Here is a 19772-nt window from a genome sequence, read left to right on the forward strand (position 1 = left end):
GGCAGGCGGCAAGCGACCAGTTCCTGTCCGTCTGCCTAAAATAAGATGGCGACGGTGGGGTTCAATGCCGGTGTCTATCCCAATCGCACTGTTTGCTCAATCGGCAAATCCTTTCAATCAACCGCTTTCGGGGACCGAAATGCCGCAGCGCAGCAAGCAATGTAGCATATTGACCGGCCGGCGCCCTTTTGGTTTGTGCTCCGGCAACACATATTGGCACGACGAATCGGATTTCACGGAGGGATGCCATGAGCAGCATGAAAGACCGCGAAGAGGGCTTTGAGCGCAAATTCGCATTCGACGAGGAACTTCGGTTCAAGGCCGCGGCACGCCGCAACAGAGCGCTCGGCCTGTGGGCTGCCGAAAAGCTCGGCAAGTCAGGCACCGATGCCGACGCTTATGCCAGGGAAGTGGTCGTCAGCGACATTGAGGAAGCCGGCGATCACGACGTTTTCCGCAAGATACGCAAGGATTTCGATGCGGCCGGCATTGAGCAGTCGGACCATCAGATCCGCCGCACCATGGATGAATTGATGGCGCAGGCGATCGAGCAGATCAAGAACACCTGATCCTTCTCGATACCGATCGAATGCTGGACCAATCGACCGCTCGGCCCAACCGGGCGGTTTTTCTTTGCCTTTGCGGTCATTTCCGGCTGAATTGTTGCAACCAAAGAGGAAATCGCCAATGTCCCTGAAGTCACGCCTTGCGGCCGACGAGACACTGTTCACCGCATGGTCAGGCGTGCCGGATGCTTTGACGGTCGAGATACTGGCCAGACAAGGATTCGACGCGGTTACGCTCGACATGCAGCATGGTGGCCATCACGAGGACAGCGTGCTGCGCGGGCTTGTGCCGGTGCTGGCCGCCAACAAGCCGGCTTTGGTGCGCATCCCGGTCGGCCGCTTCGACATGGCCAGCCGCGCGCTCGACTTCGGCGCCGAGGCTGTGATTGCACCGATGGTGAATTCAGTGGCGGACGCAAGGCTGTTTGCCGCCGCCATGAAATACCCGCCGCTCGGCGAGCGCTCCTGGGGCCCCACCTATGCCTTTCCGCGCCATGGCAAGGGCGATCATGCCGACTGGCTGCGCGACAGCAACCAGCGCACCATGGCGTTCGCCATGGTCGAAACGCGCGCCGCGCTTGCTGCACTCGACGGCATTCTCGACACGCCGGGTATCGACGGCATCTTCCTCGGCCCGTCGGATTTCTCGATCGCCTGGTCGAAGGGGACCACCGTCAGTTCGACGCTGGAGAGCATGATGGAGACCGTCGCCTCGATCGCCGAGCGCACCCGCAAGGCCGGCAAGCATGCGGCGATCTATGTGATGGAACCGGCCATTGCCGGTCGTGTGGTGTCGATGGGTTACCGGCTGCTGGCGATGGGTTCGGAGCATTCTCTGATTTCGCTTGGGGCAAAGACCCTGCTGAGCAGCGTCAGGGATTCGATCGCTTCCTAGAGATCCGTCAGGAATTTCGCGAACGTCATCGAACCTTCGGGCCAGGGGCCGAAGCCGGAATCCGCGTTGAGATGACCGGCATCGCCGGCGTCGATGAACAGCGAGCCCCAGGCCGCGGCAATGTCCTCGGCGACGCCAAAGGCGCAGAACGGGTCGTTGCGGCTGGCGATCACCACCGACGGAAATGGCAGAGGATCGCGCGGATAGGGACCGAAGGTCATCAGGTGCCTCGGCTTTATCTTTGGATTGGCGACATCGGGCGGCGCCACGAAGAAAGCGCCGGCGACCGGTCGCTCGAACCGAGACAATGCCTGGATGACCGCGGCGACGCCAAGCGAGTGAGCGACAATGACGACCGGCCGCTCGGCCTCGTTAACCGCCTTGGCGACACCGGCCGTCCAATCCTCGCGCACCGGTTTCGACCATTCCGTCTGTTCGACGCGGCGCGCTGTCGATAGTTTCGACTGCCAGCGGCTCTGCCAATGATCGGGGCCGGAATTGGTGTAGCCCGGCACGATGAGAATATCTGCTTCCCTGACTTTCATGGCGCGCATGTAGCGAGAGGCGCTGTCGGGTGCAACCGGGTATAAACTCATTAGCGACATGCAAACGCACCTCTCATGAGCCCGGTCTGCTCGCTATTGTGAACACCTTGTTCGCTTCTTGCGCTCTTGTGTGAACGATACCGATCGACGATCTGTCGCCAGGAAAGAATGGCTGTTCCGAGATTTTGGCACGGACACGGCGTAGAATGATTGATGGCGCCGGGTTCCTCCCTTGGAAGCTTGTCGAGCGCCGGCTGAACGGAGCACTTTGATGAGCGAACTGCCTTTTGCCGCAACGACCCCGGTCAGCGTTGCCCGCGTCGGCTTACGGGCGCGCGATGCAGAAAATCTCGCTGCCTACTATCGCAAAGTCGTCGGTTTGCAGGAACTGAGCCGCGCCGGCGGCACGATTACGCTCGGCGCAGTCAATCGCCCTTTGCTCGACATCGAAGCGGATCCGGCTGCGAAACCCGATGACCCGCGCAGCGCCGGTCTTTTCCACACCGCCTTCCTGCTCCCTAGCCGGGTCGATCTCGGCCGCTGGATCAACCACGCCATCGCCGGCAAGATTGGCATCGAGGGCGCGTCCGATCATCTGGTCAGCGAGGCGCTTTATCTTACCGACCCGGAAGGCAACGGCATCGAGATCTATGCCGACCGCCGCCCCCAGGATTGGAAATGGAATGGCGACAAGATCGCGATGGCGACGGAGCGGCTGAACATTCCGTCGGTCATTGCCGAAGTGCCGGCCGGTGATGTCGGCTGGCAGGGCGCGCCGGAAAACAGCATTATCGGCCACGTCCATCTGCGGGTCGGCCGACCGGAAGAAGCCGAAGCATGGTGGCATCAGGAGTTCGGTTTCGACACCGTGGCAAAATACGGTGGCGCGGCGGTGTTCTTGTCGTCCGGCGGCTATCATCACCACATTGGCGCAAATGCGTGGCAGAGCGCGGGTGCCGGCCGCCGCGATCCCGCCCGCTCCGGCTTGGCCTGGGTCGAGATGCGTTCGGACAATGTGGCTGATGCAACGACCCGCGAGGATCCGTGGGGCACGGTGATCAGGACCGTTCCCGGCAAGGCGTAGTTCGGTTAGAGCTTCGCCTTTTCAAGCAAGCGGCCAAGCATCAGCAGGCCCGCCGGCCACAGGCCGAGGCCGGCCTCGTTTCCCATATGGCCGAGATCGCCGGCATCGGCGATATCCGCGCCCCAGGCTGCGGCAAAAGCGGTCGCCTTGTCGAAAGTGACGCGCGGGTCACTGCGGCTCGCCACCACCAATGCCGGGAAGGGCAGGCGCTTCAGCGGCATCGGCGCGAACGGGCGCACCGCGTCGAATGAGGGATCGGTATCCTCGACATTGGTCGCGGCAACCAGGAATGCCGCCGCGACCTTGTCGAGTTGGCTTTGACTGGCACTAGCAGCCCACTTCACCGCCGTCGCCACCGCCAGCGAATGCGCAAGTAGCACGACGCGGCGCGGTGCGGCGGCCACCGCCGCATCCACCTGGCCGATCCAGTCCCCGGGCTTAGGCCGGTCCCACTCGGCCTGCAGCACGCGGCTCGAATTGGGGAACACCCGGCACCAATGCGACATCCAATGATCCGGCCCGGAGTTGCCGCGCCCGGGCAGGGCAAGGAGATCGAAATCTCCGGCCGACGAAATCATCAGGCCTCTCCAAACACCCGCCTAAAGATCGTATCGACGTGCTTGGTATGATAGCCCAAGTCGAATTTCTCGCGGATCTCGGCCTCGGGCAAGGCTGCGACAACGTCCTTGTCGGCCAAAAGTTCCTCAAGAAAATCAGCGCCTTGCTCCCACACCTTCATCGCGTTGCGCTGCACCAGCCGGTAGGCGTCCTCGCGCGAAACGCCAGCTTGCGTCAGCGCTAGCAGCACGCGCTGCGAATGCACAAGGCCGCGGAATTTGTTCATGTTCTTCAGCATGTTGTCGGGGTAGACGAGCAGTTTGTCGACAACGCTGGTCAGCCGTGAGAGCGCGAAATCGAGCGTCACCGTCGCGTCGGGCCCGATCATGCGCTCGACCGAGGAATGCGAGATGTCGCGCTCGTGCCACAGCGCCACATTCTCCATTGCCGGCAATGCGAACGAGCGCACCATGCGGGCAAGGCCGGTTAGGTTCTCGGTCAGCACCGGGTTGCGCTTGTGCGGCATCGCCGACGAACCCTTCTGGCCGGGTGAAAAGTACTCTTCTGCTTCGAGTACCTCTGTGCGCTGCAGATGGCGCACCTCGATCGCCAGCCGCTCGATCGACGAGGCGATCACGCCGAGCGTGGCGAAGAACATCGCGTGGCGGTCGCGCGGGATCACCTGCGTCGACACCGGCTCCGGCTTCAGTCCGAGTTTCTTGGCCACGTATTCTTCGACATATGGGTCGATATTGGCAAAGGTGCCGACCGCACCGGAGATGGCGCAGGTGGCGATGTCCTTGCGTGCGTGCACCAGCCTCTCGCGGCAACGCGAGAATTCGGCGTAGGCCTGCGCCAGCTTGACGCCGAAGGTGGTCGGCTCGGCATGGATGCCATGGCTGCGGCCGATTGTGATCGTGTCCTTGTGCTCGAAGGCGCGGCGCTTGAGCGCCGCAAGCAACCCGTCAATGTCGGCCAGCAGGATGTCGCTGGCACGGGTGAGCTGCACGGCAAAACAGGTATCGAGAACGTCGGAGGATGTCATGCCCTGGTGGATGAAGCGGGCATCCGGCCCGACGAATTCGGCAAGATGGGTGAGAAAGGCGATGACGTCATGCTTGGTGACGCGCTCGATCTCGTCGATGGCTTCGACATCGAATTTCGCCGCCCCGCCTTTCTCCCAGATGGTCTTGGCGGCCTCCTTCGGGATGACGCCGAGCTCGGCCAATGCGTCGCAGGCGTAGGCCTCGATCTCGAACCAGATGCGGAACCGGGTTTCGGGCGACCAGATGGCCACCATTTCCGGCCGGGAGTAGCGAGGGATCATCAGTCGGTCCTGACTTGCGAGAGCATTTGCCCGCGTCCTAACAGAGGCAGGCAAAATGCTCAACGTTGCTGGCGCGCAAACCAGACACTGGCGACAGCGAGCGCAATGAAACCGAGCGGAAAATACAGCCGGATGCCAAGGACGACGAACTGGTAGAGTGCCGTCAACATCGTAAACACGAACTGGAAAACCCAGGTGATGGTGAACGCGGGCGCATGCCATTGGACATAGTAGGAGCGGTATTGCAGCCCAAAGAGGCCGCCGGTGAAGACAATCGTCGCTGCGAGAAGGCAGACGAAGGCGGCGGCGAGGGCGATCTCCCAGTGGCGTCCGAGCGAGACGAGCCGCGCCAGGAACAGCCCAATCGGGAAGCGAGCGCACCGCCGGCTGCATAAAGCAGCGAGACGAAGCGGATCTTTGCCGAGGTCTCCCAATTGTACTGCAGCAGATTGAGCAGCGCGCTGGCGCCCATCGCCATGGCCCACAGCAAGGCACCGGCAAATGCCGTGCGCAGCGACGGCAGAGCGCGGCGGAGACGATACAGGGCGCGATAGCGCATGGCGGGGAACGTCAATTCCTATCACGATGCCGTCAAAAGATCGTGCTGACTGAAACACAAAGTCGATGCATCCAATCCGGCTGTCGTTTGTTATTGTCGGCAGCTTCACCGCATCGTGCCTTCCGAAAATCAGGATCGATTTCGGAAGGTACGGCGCATTGATTCAAAATGCTTTAGAGCGTCCTTTGCGCGTTCAAAAGCGCGCGGCGCTATAAGGGAGACCCCCATGACAGATGCAGCCAAGATTCGCGAACGTATGGAAGTGATCGGCGCCGACGGGGTCCATGTCGGTACCGTCGACAAGGTTGACGGAGATCGCATCAAGCTGACCAAGCGCGACAGCGGTGAGGGCGCTCACAGGGGTCATCACCACTTCATTCCTCTCAGCCTTGTCGCCGAGGTCGAGGGCCAAAAGGTGCGGCTGTCGGCAAACTCCGACGTTGCGGTCACGTTCGAGGAAGAAAAATCCGACCCCACTTGATCATAAGTCCAGTCCGGTTATGGCAAATCCGAATGAGCCCTGCGCGGTCAGCGCGACGACCAGACCGGGAACAGATCGCCCTCGGCCGGCGTCGCGGCAAAGACGCCGCGGCTGATGGCGCGCGCCATCGTGGCGCCGGCGGCGGCGTAGAGATCGATCGCATCGTTGGGCCTGAGCTCGATGCCGCTCTTGCCCGTTGCCAGCGCAAAGACCAGATCGCCGTCTGCGGGCGTGTGCGTCGGCCAAATGGCACGGACAAAGCCGTCATGCGCTGATATCGCCAGGCGTTTGGCGGCGGCCTTGGTGAGTACCGCATCGGTGGCGATCACGGCGATGGTCGTGTTGGCGCCGGTTTCCGCCCGCTCTGCGGCATGCTTGTCACGGAACTTCAGCAGGATCTTTCTGGCATCGTCAGGCATCGGGTGAGGAAAGCCTAAGCCGCCGAACTCGTCGCCGATCTCGAACGGCGCCGCCCAGAAATGGCGGGTCCCGGCGACCGTCACCGAGCCCGTCGGGTTGACGGCGGCGAGCGCGCCGATGGTGACGCCGCTGTCCAGCACTGTCGAGGCCGAGCCGAGCCCGCCCTTCAGGCCGGAGCTCAAAGCCCCACTACCTGCGCCGGCAGTGCCGAGCGCAAAGTCGATCGCGGCGGCTTGCGCGGCTTCGTAGCCAAGGTCGCGGTAAGGCGGATACCGGCCCCAATCCTTGTCGCCGCCATTGCGCAGGTCGAACAGGATCGCCGCCGGCACGATCGGCACCCGAAAGCCGCCGACCTCGACGCCGATGCCTCTTTCGCGCAAGGCCGCCTGCACCCCTGACGCGGCGTCGAGGCCAAAAGCCGAGCCGCCGGAAAGCACCACGGCATGGATGGCGTGGATCGAATTGTGCGGCTCGAGCAGGTCGGTTTCGCGGGTGCCTGGCGCACCGCCCAGGATTTGCACGCCGGCCACCGCCGGTTCGTCGCAGATGACGGTGGTCACGCCGGATTTCAGCTTCGCATTCGCCGCATTGCCGACACGCAGGCCGGCGACGTCGGTGATGAGATTGCGTGGACCCGTACGGAACATCCCCGTGCTGGACATCATTGGCTCTCCGCCGGCACGAAACGGCCGCCGTCGAAACGGTAGGCTCGATAAGGATTTTGCGTCAGGTCACCCTTTTCGTCAAAGCGGATCGGTCCGATCGCCGTGGTGAAGTCATGCGCGGTCAGCACGTTGGCCAGTCTCTCGCCTGAGCTTTGCGTCAATGCCGAAGCCGACTTGGCGATCTCGACCGCAGCATAGGCGGGCAGGGTGTAACCTTCCGGCACGATGTTTTGTGCGGCAAAGCTCTGCAGCACCTTGGGGTCGGCGACATCGGCCCATTCGGGCGGCGCGATCATCAGCGTGCCGATGGCATAAGGCACATCGCCGAGCGGCGCGCGCAACGCTTCGCCGCCGGCAAACACTATGCCGGTATTTAGCTGGCCAGCATCCCGGCCCATAATGGCGACATCATCGCCGTCGCCGCCGGCAAAGACATGCGTTGCGCCGGCTTTCTTAAGTCGGCCGATCAGGCCGATCTGGTTGTCGAGCTGCGGCCGGAACGTGTCGACGAACACCGGCTTCAGAGCCGCTTGCTCGGCGGCTGCCCGAAACGTCTCGGCCATTTCGCGGCCATAGATCGTGCCGTCGTCGACGATGGCGAACAGCTCGGTCTGCCATAGGCGGGTGAGAATGGCGGCGACGGCATTGCGCTCGTCGTCGCCGCGCGGCCCGAGACGATAGATCGGCCATCCCGTCTTGGCGCGTCGGTCGGTCAGGCTTTCCGTGCGAACGCCGACTGTGATCACCGGTATGCCGGCATCCTTGAGGATCGGCAGAGCCGCCTCGATTGCGTCGGTGCACAAAAACCCGATGACGACGTTGACCTTGGCCGCGGTGAACTCCCGCGCGGCGGCGGCGCCACCATCGGCCGTGCAGGCGTCATCGATCGTCGTGATTTCGGCGTCGTTCGCTTCAGCCGCCATTGTCGCGCCTGCCTCGATCTGTTTGCCTAGGATCGCCGACGGCCCCGACAATGGTGCCGCGACGCCGACCAGCAGCGTCTCGGCGCTCGCACTACCGGCGACCGAGAGCCAGGCCAGCACCGCTATTGTGGTTGTCCAAGGTCGCATGCGAGCGAAGAATTCCTCCGCGCCGGTCGCGTGTTCTGCCGGCGCCAATGCCGTCAAGACCTAAAGGCTGGCCAGCTTTGGCGCAACACGGGAATCCAGGATATACGTCAAGCACTTCGCTTGTGGGCTGCAATATCCCCCCATATATAACGGTTGGTTCTGACTAGTGGAAAATCATCGGTGCTGAAGAAGAATGACATCGGGCCGCAGGCCTACCGCGACGCGATGGCCCATTTTGCCGGTCATGTGCATGTAGTCACCACCGATGGCCCCGCCGGCAGGCGCGGCGCGACGGTGATCGCGGCCTGCTCGGTGTCGGACACGCCGCCAACCATCCTGGTCTGCCTCAATCGCGAAAATCCCAAGAATGAGCCGTTCGTGGAAAACGGCAAATTTGCCCTGAACACGCTGGCTTCGGATCAGGAGCCGCTGTCGATCGGCTTTTCCGGCATGACCGGCCTGCCGGTCGAGGAGCGTTTCGCGTTGGCCGAATGGGATGTGATCTCGACTGGTGCGCCGACGCTGAAGGGCGCGCTCGCCGTCTTCGACTGCGAACTGATCGACTCCAAGGATCTGGCCACCCACCGGGTGCTTTTTGGCAAGGTTACAGGTTTGCGCATGGGCGATAACTTGCGGCCGCTGATCTATCACAACCGCGGCTACCACGCTTTGTAGAGGCTTTCAGATGGCCGCGCCCGCGGAGACAGAATGACCGAGTGGAAAACCGCGTCCGGCGCCGCGGATGATCGACGAGACGCTCGATCTGTTGACCCGTGCGGATTATGTGGCGGACCGGTCGCTGGCAACCGTGCTGTTTTTATGGGTTCGGTCGACCCGCGCCGGCGGATCGAGGCTGGCGTGAAGCGCGTCGCGTAACCACATGTCTCCCAAGGAGGAATCATGGAACGCAGTATCTATCTCGATGAGGCTCGCGACCCGCTAATCATCGCGGAGGGCTGGATGAAGGACGGCAAGGATGTCGCCATTGCCACCGTGGTCGAGACCTGGGGCTCGGCGCCGCGGCCGGTCGGCAGCCACCTGGTCATCGACGCCGAAGGCAATTTCCACGGCTCCGTCTCGGGCGGCTGCGTCGAAGGCGCCGTAGTCACCGAGGCGCTCGAGGTTATCGATAGCGGCAAGGCCAAAATGCTCGAATTCGGCGTCGCAGACGAGACCGCCTGGCAAGTCGGCCTGTCATGCGGCGGCCGCATCAAGGTCTATGTAGAAAGATTGGGTTGATCTCGAATGGATCCCTATGCGCTGAAGACACTCAACGCCGAACGCCGCGCCCGCCGCGCGGCAATCCTGGTCACCGATCTCGGCGACGGCCGCGACCGTGTCGTGCGCGAGGGAGACCGGGTAGCCGGTGAACTCGGGGCGGCCGTCGCCAAGGCATTTCGCACGGGCAATTCCGGTTCGGTCGAAGCTGAGGGGCGCACGTTCTTCCTCAACGCACATCTGCCGCAGCCGCGCCTGGTGGTGATCGGCGCCGTCCACATCAGCCAGGCGCTGGCACCGATGGCCAGGATCGCCGGCTATCCTGTCGAGATCATCGATCCGCGCACGGCCTTTGCCACGCCCGATCGTTTTCCCGATATCGCGCTGCATGCCGAATGGCCACAGGATGTGCTGACGCGTCAGCCGCTCGATAACTATACGGCGCTGGCTGCTCTCACCCACGATCCGAAGATCGACGATTTCGCGTTGAAGGCGGCGCTCGACGCCGGCTGCTTTTATGTCGGCGCGCTCGGCAGCCGCAAGACCCACGCCAAACGTGTGGAACGCCTGCTGGCTTCGGGGGCGACAGCCGACCAGATCGCCCGCATTCATGCCCCGATCGGCCTCGACATTGGAGCTGCCAGCCCGGCCGAGATTGCCGTCGCGGTGTTGGCGCAAGCGATCCATGCCTTTCGCTCCCGCGGCCTCGAATCCAAAGGCGCGGTCGCGTGAAATTTGGTCCCGTTGCGATCGATGCGGCCGAAGGGGCAGTGCTTGCGCACGCCACTACAGCCGGAGAGCGCCGCTACCGCAAGGCGCACCGGTTAAGCGCCGGGGATGTGTCCCTGTTGAAGGCCGCTGGCATTTCCGAGGTCGTCGCGGCGGTGTTGGCGCCCGATGATCTCAGCGAGGACCTCGCCGCTGAAAAGATCGCCGCATGTATGATCCATCGCGACATCGAGGCGAAGCCTGCCGCGACAGGTAGGGTCAACCTCCACGCGCAGGCTGCCGGCATGTTCACCGTCGACGCGGCGATGATCGACGCCATCAACGCCGTCGATCCGACGATCACCATCGCCACGCTCGCGCAGCATGCGCCGGTCGAAAAAGGTCAGATAGTAGCAACGGTGAAGATCATTCCGTTTGCGGTCGCCTCCGCTTTGGTCGATGCGGTGGCAAGGATCTGCGCGAGCGGCGAGATCTTTGCGGTCAACGCCTATCAGCCGGTGCGCGTCGGCGTCATCCAGACGGTGCTGCCCGGCATCAAACCCAGCGTGCTCGACAAGACGCTGCGCGTCACCGAAGCACGCCTGGCGCGTTCGGGCGGCAGGCTGACGGCGGAGCGTCGAACGCCGCATGAAATTATCCCCGTCGCCGAGGCTGCGGCCTCGCTGATCCGCGACAACGATATGGTGGTGATCTTCGGCGCTTCGGCGATGGCCGATTTCGGCGACGTCGTTCCTGCTGCGATCGAAAGGGCGGGCGGCACTGTCATCCGCGCCGGTATGCCGGTCGATCCCGGCAATCTGCTGGTGCTCGGCACACTCGGCGGCAAGCGCATCATCGGTGCGCCGGGCTGCGCCCGCAGTCCCAAGGAGAACGGCTTCGACTGGGTGCTCGACCGGCTGATCGCCGGTCTCGACGTGACCGCCAGGGATATTGCCGGCATGGGTGTCGGCGGGCTGTTGATGGAAATTCCGACGCGGCCGCAACCGCGCGAGCCGTTGCCGGCCAAAGCCGAACCAAAGGTCGAGATTGTGCTTCTGGCCGCCGGCCGCTCCAGCCGCATGGGCGGGCCGAACAAGCTCTTGGCACTGTTCGATGGCAAGCCTCTGGTCCGCCGCACCGCCGAACGCGCGGTCGGTTCGAAAGCCGCGGCCACCATCGTCGTCACCGGCCACCAGAGCGAGCGCGTGCGCAGTGCACTGTCTGGCCTCGATGTGACCTTCGCCGACAATCCGGATTTCGCCGAGGGTCTGTCTTCGTCGCTAAAGGCCGGCATCGCCAAGATTTCCGGCGACGCCGCCGGCGCTATGATTGTCCTCGGCGATATGCCCGGCGTCGCCTCGGCCGACCTCGACAGGCTGATGGAGGCGTTCCGCAGGTCCGAAGGCCGATCGGTGGTGCGGGCCTCGCACGCTGGGCGGCGCGGCAATCCGGTGCTGCTGCCGCGTTCGCTGTTTGCCGCGATCGCTCACCTCCAAGGCGATACCGGCGCCCGCCATCTGGTCGAGGCCGAAGGGCTCGACGTCATCGATGTCGAGATCGGCGAAGGGGCAGCGATCGATGTCGACACGCGCGAGGCGCTGGAAGGCGCCGGCGGCGTGCTGCAGGATTGACAAACCGAAGCCGAAAAACGCATGGCTGAGGGATGGCCTTTCGTTCCTGCTTCCGGTTCCGCTTGCCCCCCTCGGGCCTCCCGGCCCTGCTGATGGCGATTCTTTTGCAGCTCTTTTGTGTCGCCTATGCCAACGCTCTCGAACTCAAACCCTTCAAGGACGATCTGTTCGCCTATCCGGTCACCCTCTCGTCCGAGAGCAACGGCGCCTATACGGTGGTCGATTATCGTGAGCTGCGCGACATCAACGCTCGTGACGAAGTGCCTGAGCGTCGTGTGCACGCGCAATACACCGAAACCGGCGTGCGCAAGGTGCAGCAGGATCTCTTGCTGAAGACCGACGCCGGCGATGTCCGCCACATTGCCGTCGGCAAGACCGGGGGCGCCAGCATCATCGTGCTTTATCTGCACGGGCAGGGCGGCAGCCGTAAGCAGGGCACCGACGACTTTACCTTCGGCGGTAATTTCAATCGCATCAAGAACCTGATGGCGGGCAACGGCGGTCTCTATCTATCGCCGGACTTTTCCGATTTCGGCGACACAGGTGCCGCCCAGATCGCCGCGCTGATCGACCACTATGCCGAACAATCGCCGAGCGCAAAAATCTTCGTCGCCTGCGGCTCGATGGGCGGCTCATTATGCTGGAAGCTGGCCGCCCGCAATGATACCGGCCGGCGCATCGATGGGCTGCTGCTGCTCGGCTCGCTATGGGACGAGAGTTTCTTCTCAAGCCCCGCCTTCAAGCGTCGTGTGCCGGTCTTCTTCGGCCAAGGCAGCAAGGACCCGGTGTTTCCAATCGAGAAACAGGAAGCCTTCTTCCGCTCCATCCTGGCCAAATCAAAGAGCTATCCCACACGCTTCGTCCGCTTCGAGACCGGCACGCACGGCACGCCCATCCGCATGACCGACTGGCGCGGCACGCTCAACTGGATGTTGTCGAAGGCCCCTTAAGGCGCGGTGTTGTAGTCGACGACCGTCTGCGGATTTTCCTCGCCGTCATAAGACGCGTCGACGTCGTACTGGACCAGGGAAAAATCGCCGTTGCGAAACAGATAGGTCCCCGACGAAGAGGCATCGCCGATGCCACGCCATTTGTTGAAGGTGGTGATCGTCTTGGTCTCTTCGTCGTAATCGGAATTGGTTGCCCAGCCGGAGGTCTGGAAGCCAACTATGGTCATGCCCAGCAATTTGCCGTCGCTGTCATTGTTCTCGTAGCGGATGTCCATTTCAGGTTCGGCGAACTGCAATTGTCTTACGCCAAGCACGTCGTCGCTCATGTAATAGATCGAGTTTTCGTTGTAGGCCGCGGCCGAGCAGGCGAAATGGAAAAGCCGCGTTTCGCTTTCGGGATCGCTGGCAGCCGCATCCTTGTCCTTATAGTGGATCGAGAAGATGTCCGGCTTCTGCGGCAAAAGATCCTTGTCGCACTGGTCGCCATAAGTCGCGGCAAACGCCTTGTTGGCCTGCTCAAGCGCTGCGTCCTTCTTCGGCGGCGGCGGTCCTTCGCCGCAGCTTGCCGGCACGGCATCCTCGAAATCGGCCTTTGAGGGTTTCAGCGCACCCTTGTCGATGAAGATCGACCGAAATGGCGGTTCCTGGATCGAGGCGTTGATCTGGCGCAGCGTATAGCAGCCGGCAAAGACATTCTCGCTGCCGTCCTTGGCCGTCGCCCGGATGGCGACCGGAACGCTGTAGTAGATGCTGCCGGCAGCCCCGTCTTCGGATACGCCACCGGTTTTGACTTCGACCGTGTCCGTGCCGTCATAGCCTTTGACGAAGGAATTGAAATCCCTGGCCGGCTTGGTGTCGCCGAAATAGTCCCAGGCGCGCGCGAATTCGTGCCGGCTGATGGCACTATAAAGCGACCGGATCACCGCTTCGGCATTCGACCTGTCGTCGATATAAGGCGCGTCTGCGGCGGGCGCCGATTGGCCGGCAACGGCAAGAGAGATAAAGGCGGTCGCTGCAAAAAGGGCGCGTCTCATCGGGAACCTCCACTCGATAAAAAATCCTATCATATCGATTGCGGCGACGTGGTGGCGCTTGAACAATCGCCTGCGAAAGCGCTACCTCTCGCCATAGGCAGTAGGGCCGCGTGGAGATTTCTTGTGACCATATCAATGTATGAAGCATCCGTGCCGGTATTTTCGGCGAGGCTGAAGTCACTAGCCAATGTGCTGAACATTGCCGAGCAAAATGCGGCTGATCGCAAGATCGATCCGCAGGTGTATCTGACGGCGAGGCTGGCGCCGGACATGTTTGCGCTGACCAGGCAGGTACAGATTGCCACCGATCACGCGAAGGGCGCGCCGTCGCGGCTTGCCGGGCGTGAGGTGCCAAAATACGAGGATAATGAGACGAGCTTCGTTGATCTGCAGGCCCGCCTTACCAAGACGCTCGACTATCTCGCGACGTTTTCGGCGGCCGAATTCGATGGTTCAGATGACAGGATGGTCGAACTGCGGCTTGCGGGGCGCGAGGTTTCGATGCCGGGAATGCAGTATCTGCTGCATGCCGCCATGCCCAATTTCTACTTCCACCTGACCACCGCCTACGACATCCTGCGCCACAACGGCGTGCCATTGGGCAAGTCGATCTTCCTCGGATTGCGTTGAGATCAGGTTGTGAGATATACCGCTGCGGCGGGATATCTCACGGCGCGCTGTTTAGCGTACGGACATTTCCCGAGCGATGCGCGGGAAATCGGCCGGCTTGACGCCGATATCGGCGCGATCGGCATTGCTCATCGAATGGAGCAGCGCCAGTGCCGCACGATAACGCAGCTGTTCCCGCGGACGCGGACGGGCGAACATTTCAGTGAAGAATCCCATGATTCAAGCCCCTTATTGAACCTCCACGGCCGTCAATATAGGCAGATCATGACAATTGTGCAGTGCAGCATTCGCATGGCAGCCATGCTGCCCTGATCTTTTTTGACCTAATTCGGCTGTTCCGGCGAAACTTCTGCGGTGCTTCGACCGTAGGCCTCAGTCCCGGCACTTGGCCGGTTTTTTGTTGGCCGCAGCGAAAAACTCCGTTCGCCGGCATCCGGGAAAGTCGCCTGGCCTGCCGTCGGTGGGCTTGGAAGCGGGCGGCGCTTTCCTGTATGCTATTGCTTCCCCCTCGCGCAGCCGCGCAAAATTCCCGCCGGAGAAACTCCATGCACAAACGCCGTCTCGGCCAGACCGATCTTTTCGTGTCGCAAATCTGCCTCGGATCGATGACTTGGGGCCAGCAGAACACCGAGGCGGACGGTCACGCCCAGATGGATCTGGCGTTTGCTCGCGGCGTCAATTTCATCGACACCGCCGAACTCTATCCGATCCCGCCCAAGGCGGAGACACAAGGCCGTACCGAGGCAATCATTGGCAATTGGATGAAGGAGAAGCGCAATCGGGACCAAGTGATCATCGCCTCGAAGGTAGTTGGTCGCACCGCCAACACTTGGTTTCGCGGCGACCGCCCGTCTAAACTGGTGCGCGCCGATATCTTCGACGCTATTGATAAGTCACTCGCCAGGCTCAACACCGATTACATCGACCTATATCAGATCCATTGGCCGGAACGCGACGTGCCGTGGGGCGCCAATCCGAACCGCATCGGTACCTTGCCGCGACGCTCCGATGCCGCGGGCGTGCCGGAAGGCGAGACGCCGATCGCCGAGACGCTTGCCGTATTTGATGAACTGGTGAAGGCCGGCAAGATCCGCCATTTCGGCCTGTCGAACGAGAATTCCTGGGGCGTCATGCGTTTCATTGCCGAAGCCGACAAGGGCCTCGGCCCGCGCGTCGCCTCGCTGCAGAACGCCTATAATTTCGTCAATCGCACCTTCGAGGTGAACCTTGCCGAAGTCTGCGAGCGCGAGCAGGTGTCGCTGCTTGCCTATTCACCGCTGGCGCAAGGCTATTTGACCGGCAAATACGATCATGGCGCGCGGCCGCAGGGCTCGCGCTCGCAGTTGTTCAACCGCGGCCAGCGCTACGAGACGCCGAATGCTGCCGAGGTGCAGCTCGAATACAACCGGTTGGCGCGCACCTTCGGCATGGAGCCGGCGCTGTTTGCCAATGCCTATGTCTCGAACCGGCCCTTGGTCACCTCGAACATCATCGGCGCCACCACCATTTCGCAACTCGAAATGGCGCTCTCTTCCGCCGACGTGGTCTGGACCGAGGACATGCAGAAAGCCGTTGATGCGATCCACCAGCGTGTCGGCAATCCGTGCCCTTGACGCGTCGGGACGTGGTTGTCCGATTGTCATAAGGAGAGGGGAACAGCCATGGGCTTCCGGATCGACGCGGTGCGCGCGAAATTTCCGGCTTTGTCGCTGACCGACAAGGGCCGCCAGCGCATCTATCTCGACAATCCTGCCGGCACGCAGGTCCCGCAGTCGGTGGCGGACGCGGTGTCACGCTGCCTGCTGACCACCAATGCCAACCTCGGCGGCTTCTTCGAGACCACCATTGCGGCACAGGACATTGTCGACGAGGCCCATCTGGCGATGGCGGATTTTCTCGGCGCTGCGAGCCCGCAGGAAATTATCATCGGTGCCAACATGACGACATTGACCTACCACATGTCGCGAACGCTCGGCCGCACGATGAAGCCGGGGACGAGATCATCCTCACCCGCATGGACCATGAGGGCAACGTCTCACCCTGGCTGCAACTGGCTGAAGACCTTGGCCTTGTCGTGCGCTGGCTGCCTTTCGACCAGCAGAGCTGGCAGATCGAGGAGGCGGCGCTCGCCGCGTTGCTTTCCGAGAGGACGCGGCTCGTCGCGCTCAACTACGCCAGCAATCTCACCGGGTCGATCAACCGGGTGAAGGCGTTGACCGGCATCGCCAGGCGGGCTGGTGCGTTGGTCTACATCGATGCCGTCCAGTTCGCGCCGCATGGTCTGATCGACGTCCAAAACCTCGGCTGCGATTTCCTGATCTGCTCGGCGTACAAGTTCTTCGGCCCGCATATGGGAATTTTGTGGGGCAGGCTGGACGTTATCGATGCGCTTAAGCCGTATAAATGCCGTTGCTCGTCCAATGCCTTGCCGGAGCGCTTCGAGCTCGGCACGCCGCAAATTGAATTGATGGCCGGCCTGTCGGCGGCTGTCGATTATTTTGCCGAGTTGGGAGCGGCAGCTGGCGCGCAAGGATCGCGTCGGCGGAAAATCGCCAAGGCCTTCGAAGTCTCAATCGCTTACGAGAACCCGCTAACGCCACAGTTGATCGACGGTCTGTCGGATATTGCCGGCCTGACCATCCACGGCATCACCGATCCGAAGCGGATCAATGAGCGTGTGCCGACGGTGTCGTTCACTGTCGAAGGCATAGCGCCGGAGACGATCGTGCGGCAGATGAATGCGGAAAACATCTTCCTGTGGTCCGGCCACAACTACGCCTGGGAGATCGTCCACCAGCTCGGCATTCCGGCCGAGCAGGGCGTGGTGCGCATCGGCATCGCGCATTACAACACTGCAGCCGAGATCGACGAGACGCTGGAGAGCGTGCACCGCGTTGTCGCCATGCTGAGGCAGGAGCGATCCTGAGCGGGCCACGCCGACGGATCATCGCTTGTGGGCGCCGCCAAAACTGGTGAGGAAGGCGGTGAGATTGTCGCCGAGCTCGTCGCACAGATAACCGCCTTCCTGGACGATGACCGTTGGCAGGCCGAGCCGGGCGATCGCCTCGCCAATGCGCGAAAAACCAGGCGTGCTCACCGTCAGCCCGCCGAACGGATCACCTTCGAAGGCGTCTAGCCCCAGCGCGACCACAAGCGCATCGGGCGAGAAGGCGTTGATGCGCTGGAACGCTGCCGCCAGCGCTTCGAGGAAAGCCGCATCGCCGGATTTTCGCGGCAGCGGCAGGTTGAGATTGTAGCCGAGGCCGGCGCCTTCGCCGCGCTCGTCGGCATGGCCCCAGAAAAACGGATAGAACCGCACCGGGTCGGCATGCAGCGACACGGTGAGCACGTCCGGCCGGGCATAGAAGATGCCTTGCGTGCCATTGCCGTGATGCAGGTCGACGTCGAGGATCGCCACCCGCGCCGCCTGCTTGCGCAGAACCTGTGCGGCGACCGCCGAATTGTTGATGAAGCAGAAGCCGCCGGCGACGTCGGCAAAGGCGTGATGGCCGGGCGGCCGGCACAGCGCATAGGCGGCCGGCGCCCCCGACATCACCGCCTCGGCGGTTTCAACCGCGCTCCAGGCGCTCCAAAGCGCGCTCTGCCACGTCTCGCCGGAGATCGGGCAGGCGGTGTCGGCCATGTGGTAGCCGGCTTGGCCGACCGCCGAGGCCGGATAGGAGCCGTTCCGCGCGATCGGATGGATATTGGGGATGACCTCGGCCGAGGCGCCCTCGATGCGCTGCCAGCGCGCGGAGATATGGTGAAGGAAATCGAGATATTCCGGCGTATGTACCGCGGCAATCGGGCCGAGTCCGTGATCCCGCGGCCGTTCGATCGTGCAGCCGGCAGCCTTTGCGCCGGCCAACAATCGCTCGACCCGTTCCGGCTTTTCCGGATTGGGCTGCGGCGCGCCGCTGGAGAGGAACGCCTTCGGGTCGTGGCGCTTCTGTTCTTCGGCATAGAAGACTTTCATGTTGGCTCCTCCGGTGCATCGGCGAAGGCGAAAAAGGCGTCGCCGACGATCTTCTGCACCTGCTCGTAGCTGGACCAGGCAATGCCCAACCGTTCGTAAAAAGCCTTGGCGGTCTCGTTGTCGGTATCGACGGACAGCTTGAGATAGACGCCGCCGTCCTTCCGGCATTGCGCCGCGACCCGGCGCAGCAGGCGCTCGCCGATCCTGCGGCCGCGAAAACGGTCCTCGACATAGAGGTCCTGCACATAGACGCCGGGCCGTCCCATCCATGTCGAGAAGATTGGAAAATGCAGGCAAAGCCCGGCAAACTCACCGCCGACCTCGGCGATCAGGGTCGAGAAGGCAGGCTTCTCGCCAAAGCCATAGGTGCGGAGATCCCGAGCTGTCGAGGTGATCTCCTGATGTGCGCCGACATGCGCGCCGAGCCGTAGGAGCGCGGCGTGGATGGTTTCGACGTCCTCCACCCGGCCGGCGCGGATGACGATGTCTCTTGACGGTGGGTTGGTCACGGCCGCATCTCAGAACGCCACACGGTCGCCGCCCTTGAGCGCCAGCATCTGCCGCGCCTCGGCCGGCGTCGCGACCTCCAGCGACAATCCGTCGAGCACGCTGCGGATGCGGCGCACCTGGTCGGCATTGGACTTGGCGAGTTGGCGCCCGTCGTAGAGGCTGTCCTCCAGCCCGACGCGGACATTGCCGCCCATCGCCCCCGCAATCGAGATCATCGGCATCTGGTGGCGTCCTGCGGCCAGCACCGAAAATTGGTAGCTGCCGCCGAACAGTTTGTCGGCGATGCGCTTCATGTGGATCAGGTTTTCTGGATCGGCGCCGATGCCGCCAAGGATGCCCAAAACAAACTGGATGAACAAAGGTCCAGACACCAGCCGACGATCGCGAAAATGCGCCAGCGAATAGAGATGGCCGACATCGTAGCACTCGAATTCGAAGCGCGTGCCGCAACCGCGCCCGAGCTTCTCGAGCACCGTCTCCATGTCGGCAAAGGTGTTTTTGAAGATCGTGTCGCGGGTGGCCTCGAGCAGTTTCGGCTCCCATTCGTGCTGCCATTCCCGCGGCCGCTCGAGCATCGGGAACAGCGCAAAGTTCATCGAACCCATATTGAGCGAACACATTTCCGGCTCGGCCCTGAGCGGCGCGGCCAGCCGCTGGTCGAGCGTCATCAGCGACGATCCGCCGGTGGTGATGTTGATCACCGCATCGGTCGCCTGCTTGATGCGCGGCAGGAACTGCATGAACACCTCGGGGTCGGCGGTCGGCCGCCCATCCTTAGGGTCGCGGGCATGAAGATGCAGGATCGAAGCGCCGGCCTCGGCGGCGGCGATTGCGTCTGCGGCGATCTGGTCCGGCGTCACTGGCAGATGCGGCGACATCGACGGGGTGTGCACCGACCCGGTGACGGCGCAGGTGATGATGACTTTGCGCGGTGCCATGGTTCGT

Annotated in this window: 21 protein-coding genes and 3 pseudogenes; 13 read left to right on the forward strand and 11 right to left on the reverse strand. The window is 62.7% G+C overall.

Annotated features, from left to right (window positions below; all coding sequences use genetic code 11):
- Positions 1-248: 248 nt before the first annotated feature.
- Together NKH50_RS22925 and NKH50_RS22930 are read left to right on the forward strand one after the other, a co-directional pair.
- Complete coding sequence (locus tag NKH50_RS22925) at positions 249-569, forward strand: DUF1476 domain-containing protein (RefSeq protein WP_352506423.1); 321 nt, start codon at positions 249-251, stop codon at positions 567-569.
- Between the two features lie 118 nt (positions 570-687).
- Positions 688-1461, forward strand: a complete 774-nt coding sequence (locus NKH50_RS22930) for an HpcH/HpaI aldolase family protein (protein WP_352506422.1) — start codon at positions 688-690, stop codon at positions 1459-1461.
- Here the strand turns inward: NKH50_RS22930 and NKH50_RS22935 are convergent.
- Positions 1458-2006 (reverse strand): RBBP9/YdeN family alpha/beta hydrolase, encoded by a 549-nt coding sequence (locus NKH50_RS22935; protein ID WP_352477510.1) that lies wholly within the window; start codon positions 2004-2006, stop codon positions 1458-1460. The two genes, NKH50_RS22930 and NKH50_RS22935, sit on opposite strands and share 4 nt — an antisense overlap.
- Positions 2007-2277: 271 nt before the next feature.
- Between NKH50_RS22935 and NKH50_RS22940 the strand changes: the two genes are divergently transcribed.
- On the forward strand, positions 2278-3090 hold the full coding sequence (locus tag NKH50_RS22940) for a VOC family protein (protein ID WP_254817653.1): 813 nt from the start codon (positions 2278-2280) through the stop codon (positions 3088-3090).
- Between the two features lie 5 nt (positions 3091-3095).
- On the opposite strand, the gene NKH50_RS22945 is transcribed toward NKH50_RS22940, so the two are convergent.
- From NKH50_RS22945 to NKH50_RS22955, 3 genes and pseudogenes are all read right to left on the reverse strand, one after another.
- Positions 3096-3668 carry an RBBP9/YdeN family alpha/beta hydrolase gene (locus NKH50_RS22945; RefSeq protein WP_352881141.1) on the reverse strand — a complete coding sequence of 191 codons (573 nt, stop codon included), beginning with the start codon at positions 3666-3668 and terminating at the stop codon, positions 3096-3098.
- On the reverse strand, positions 3668-4975 hold the full coding sequence (gene purB / locus NKH50_RS22950) for an adenylosuccinate lyase (protein WP_352881143.1): 1308 nt from the start codon (positions 4973-4975) through the stop codon (positions 3668-3670). Before purB ends, NKH50_RS22945 begins: the two co-directional genes overlap by 1 nt.
- A gap of 59 nt (positions 4976-5034) precedes the next feature.
- A pseudogene (locus tag NKH50_RS22955) lies at positions 5035-5534 on the reverse strand (hypothetical protein).
- Between the two features lie 226 nt (positions 5535-5760).
- On the opposite strand from NKH50_RS22955, the gene NKH50_RS22960 reads away from it, so the two are divergent.
- Positions 5761-6015 (forward strand): DUF2171 domain-containing protein, encoded by a 255-nt coding sequence (locus tag NKH50_RS22960; protein WP_254817658.1) that lies wholly within the window; start codon positions 5761-5763, stop codon positions 6013-6015.
- A 47-nt stretch (positions 6016-6062) separates the two neighbouring features.
- On the opposite strand, the gene NKH50_RS22965 is transcribed toward NKH50_RS22960, so the two are convergent.
- Together NKH50_RS22965 and NKH50_RS22970 are read right to left on the reverse strand one after the other, a co-directional pair.
- Positions 6063-7082: a P1 family peptidase gene (locus NKH50_RS22965; RefSeq protein ID WP_352881185.1), complete on the reverse strand. Its 1020-nt coding sequence runs from the start codon at positions 7080-7082 to the stop codon at positions 6063-6065.
- A gap of 14 nt (positions 7083-7096) precedes the next feature.
- Entirely contained in the window at positions 7097-8170 is a 1074-nt protein-coding gene (locus NKH50_RS22970) for a branched-chain amino acid ABC transporter substrate-binding protein (protein WP_352881145.1), read from the reverse strand.
- Between the two features lie 180 nt (positions 8171-8350).
- Here NKH50_RS22970 and NKH50_RS22975 point away from each other — a divergent pair, with 180 nt between their 5' ends.
- From NKH50_RS22975 to NKH50_RS22995, 6 genes and pseudogenes are all read left to right on the forward strand, one after another.
- Positions 8351-8845 (forward strand): flavin reductase, encoded by a 495-nt coding sequence (locus tag NKH50_RS22975; protein ID WP_254817660.1) that lies wholly within the window; start codon positions 8351-8353, stop codon positions 8843-8845.
- Between the two features lie 67 nt (positions 8846-8912).
- Positions 8913-9008 (forward strand): annotated as a pseudogene (locus tag NKH50_RS29010) (AAA family ATPase); the annotation flags it as partial.
- 62 nt (positions 9009-9070) lie between these two features.
- The gene (locus tag NKH50_RS22980; RefSeq protein WP_352506414.1) at positions 9071-9409 is read left to right on the forward strand and encodes an XdhC family protein; all 339 of its coding nucleotides are present in this window, start codon (positions 9071-9073) and stop codon (positions 9407-9409) included.
- Positions 9410-9415: 6 nt separating this feature from the next.
- A complete protein-coding gene (locus NKH50_RS22985; RefSeq protein WP_352506413.1) occupies positions 9416-10120 on the forward strand; it encodes an XdhC family protein in 705 nt (234 codons plus the stop codon).
- Positions 10117-11727: an NTP transferase domain-containing protein gene (locus NKH50_RS22990; RefSeq protein ID WP_352881148.1), complete on the forward strand. Its 1611-nt coding sequence runs from the start codon at positions 10117-10119 to the stop codon at positions 11725-11727. Before NKH50_RS22985 ends, NKH50_RS22990 begins: the two co-directional genes overlap by 4 nt.
- 92 nt (positions 11728-11819) lie before the next feature.
- Entirely contained in the window at positions 11820-12677 is an 858-nt protein-coding gene (locus NKH50_RS22995; protein WP_352506411.1) for an alpha/beta hydrolase family protein, read from the forward strand.
- On the opposite strand, the gene NKH50_RS23000 is transcribed toward NKH50_RS22995, so the two are convergent.
- The gene (locus tag NKH50_RS23000) at positions 12674-13711 is read right to left on the reverse strand and encodes a DUF1176 domain-containing protein (protein ID WP_352881150.1); all 1038 of its coding nucleotides are present in this window, start codon (positions 13709-13711) and stop codon (positions 12674-12676) included. The genes NKH50_RS22995 and NKH50_RS23000 overlap by 4 nt on opposite strands.
- 123 nt (positions 13712-13834) lie before the next feature.
- Here NKH50_RS23000 and NKH50_RS23005 point away from each other — a divergent pair, with 123 nt between their 5' ends.
- The gene (locus NKH50_RS23005) at positions 13835-14341 is read left to right on the forward strand and encodes a DUF1993 domain-containing protein (RefSeq protein ID WP_254817666.1); all 507 of its coding nucleotides are present in this window, start codon (positions 13835-13837) and stop codon (positions 14339-14341) included.
- A 51-nt stretch (positions 14342-14392) separates the two neighbouring features.
- Here NKH50_RS23005 and NKH50_RS23010 read toward each other — a convergent pair whose 3' ends face one another.
- Positions 14393-14557: a hypothetical protein gene (locus NKH50_RS23010; protein WP_352506409.1), complete on the reverse strand. Its 165-nt coding sequence runs from the start codon at positions 14555-14557 to the stop codon at positions 14393-14395.
- 329 nt (positions 14558-14886) lie between these two features.
- Here NKH50_RS23010 and NKH50_RS23015 point away from each other — a divergent pair, with 329 nt between their 5' ends.
- Together NKH50_RS23015 and NKH50_RS23020 are read left to right on the forward strand one after the other, a co-directional pair.
- Entirely contained in the window at positions 14887-15954 is a 1068-nt protein-coding gene (locus NKH50_RS23015; protein ID WP_352881153.1) for an aldo/keto reductase, read from the forward strand.
- Positions 15955-16002: 48 nt separating this feature from the next.
- Positions 16003-17267: pseudogene (locus NKH50_RS23020) on the forward strand (cysteine desulfurase-like protein).
- Between the two features lie 18 nt (positions 17268-17285).
- Here the strand turns inward: NKH50_RS23020 and NKH50_RS23025 are convergent.
- The 3 genes from NKH50_RS23025 to kce are packed head-to-tail and all read right to left on the reverse strand — an operon-like array spanning position 17286 to position 19765.
- Entirely contained in the window at positions 17286-18317 is a 1032-nt protein-coding gene (locus NKH50_RS23025; RefSeq protein WP_352881155.1) for a histone deacetylase family protein, read from the reverse strand.
- A complete protein-coding gene (locus NKH50_RS23030; protein WP_352881157.1) occupies positions 18314-18826 on the reverse strand; it encodes a GNAT family N-acetyltransferase in 513 nt (170 codons plus the stop codon). Before NKH50_RS23030 ends, NKH50_RS23025 begins: the two co-directional genes overlap by 4 nt.
- Positions 18827-18835: 9 nt before the next feature.
- On the reverse strand, positions 18836-19765 hold the full coding sequence (gene kce, locus NKH50_RS23035) for a 3,5-dioxohexanoate:acetyl-CoA acetone transferase (protein ID WP_352881159.1): 930 nt from the start codon (positions 19763-19765) through the stop codon (positions 18836-18838).
- Positions 19766-19772 lie beyond the last annotated feature (7 nt).

Source organism: Mesorhizobium sp. M1027, assembly GCF_040318745.1.
Lineage (GTDB): Bacteria > Pseudomonadota > Alphaproteobacteria > Rhizobiales > Rhizobiaceae > Mesorhizobium.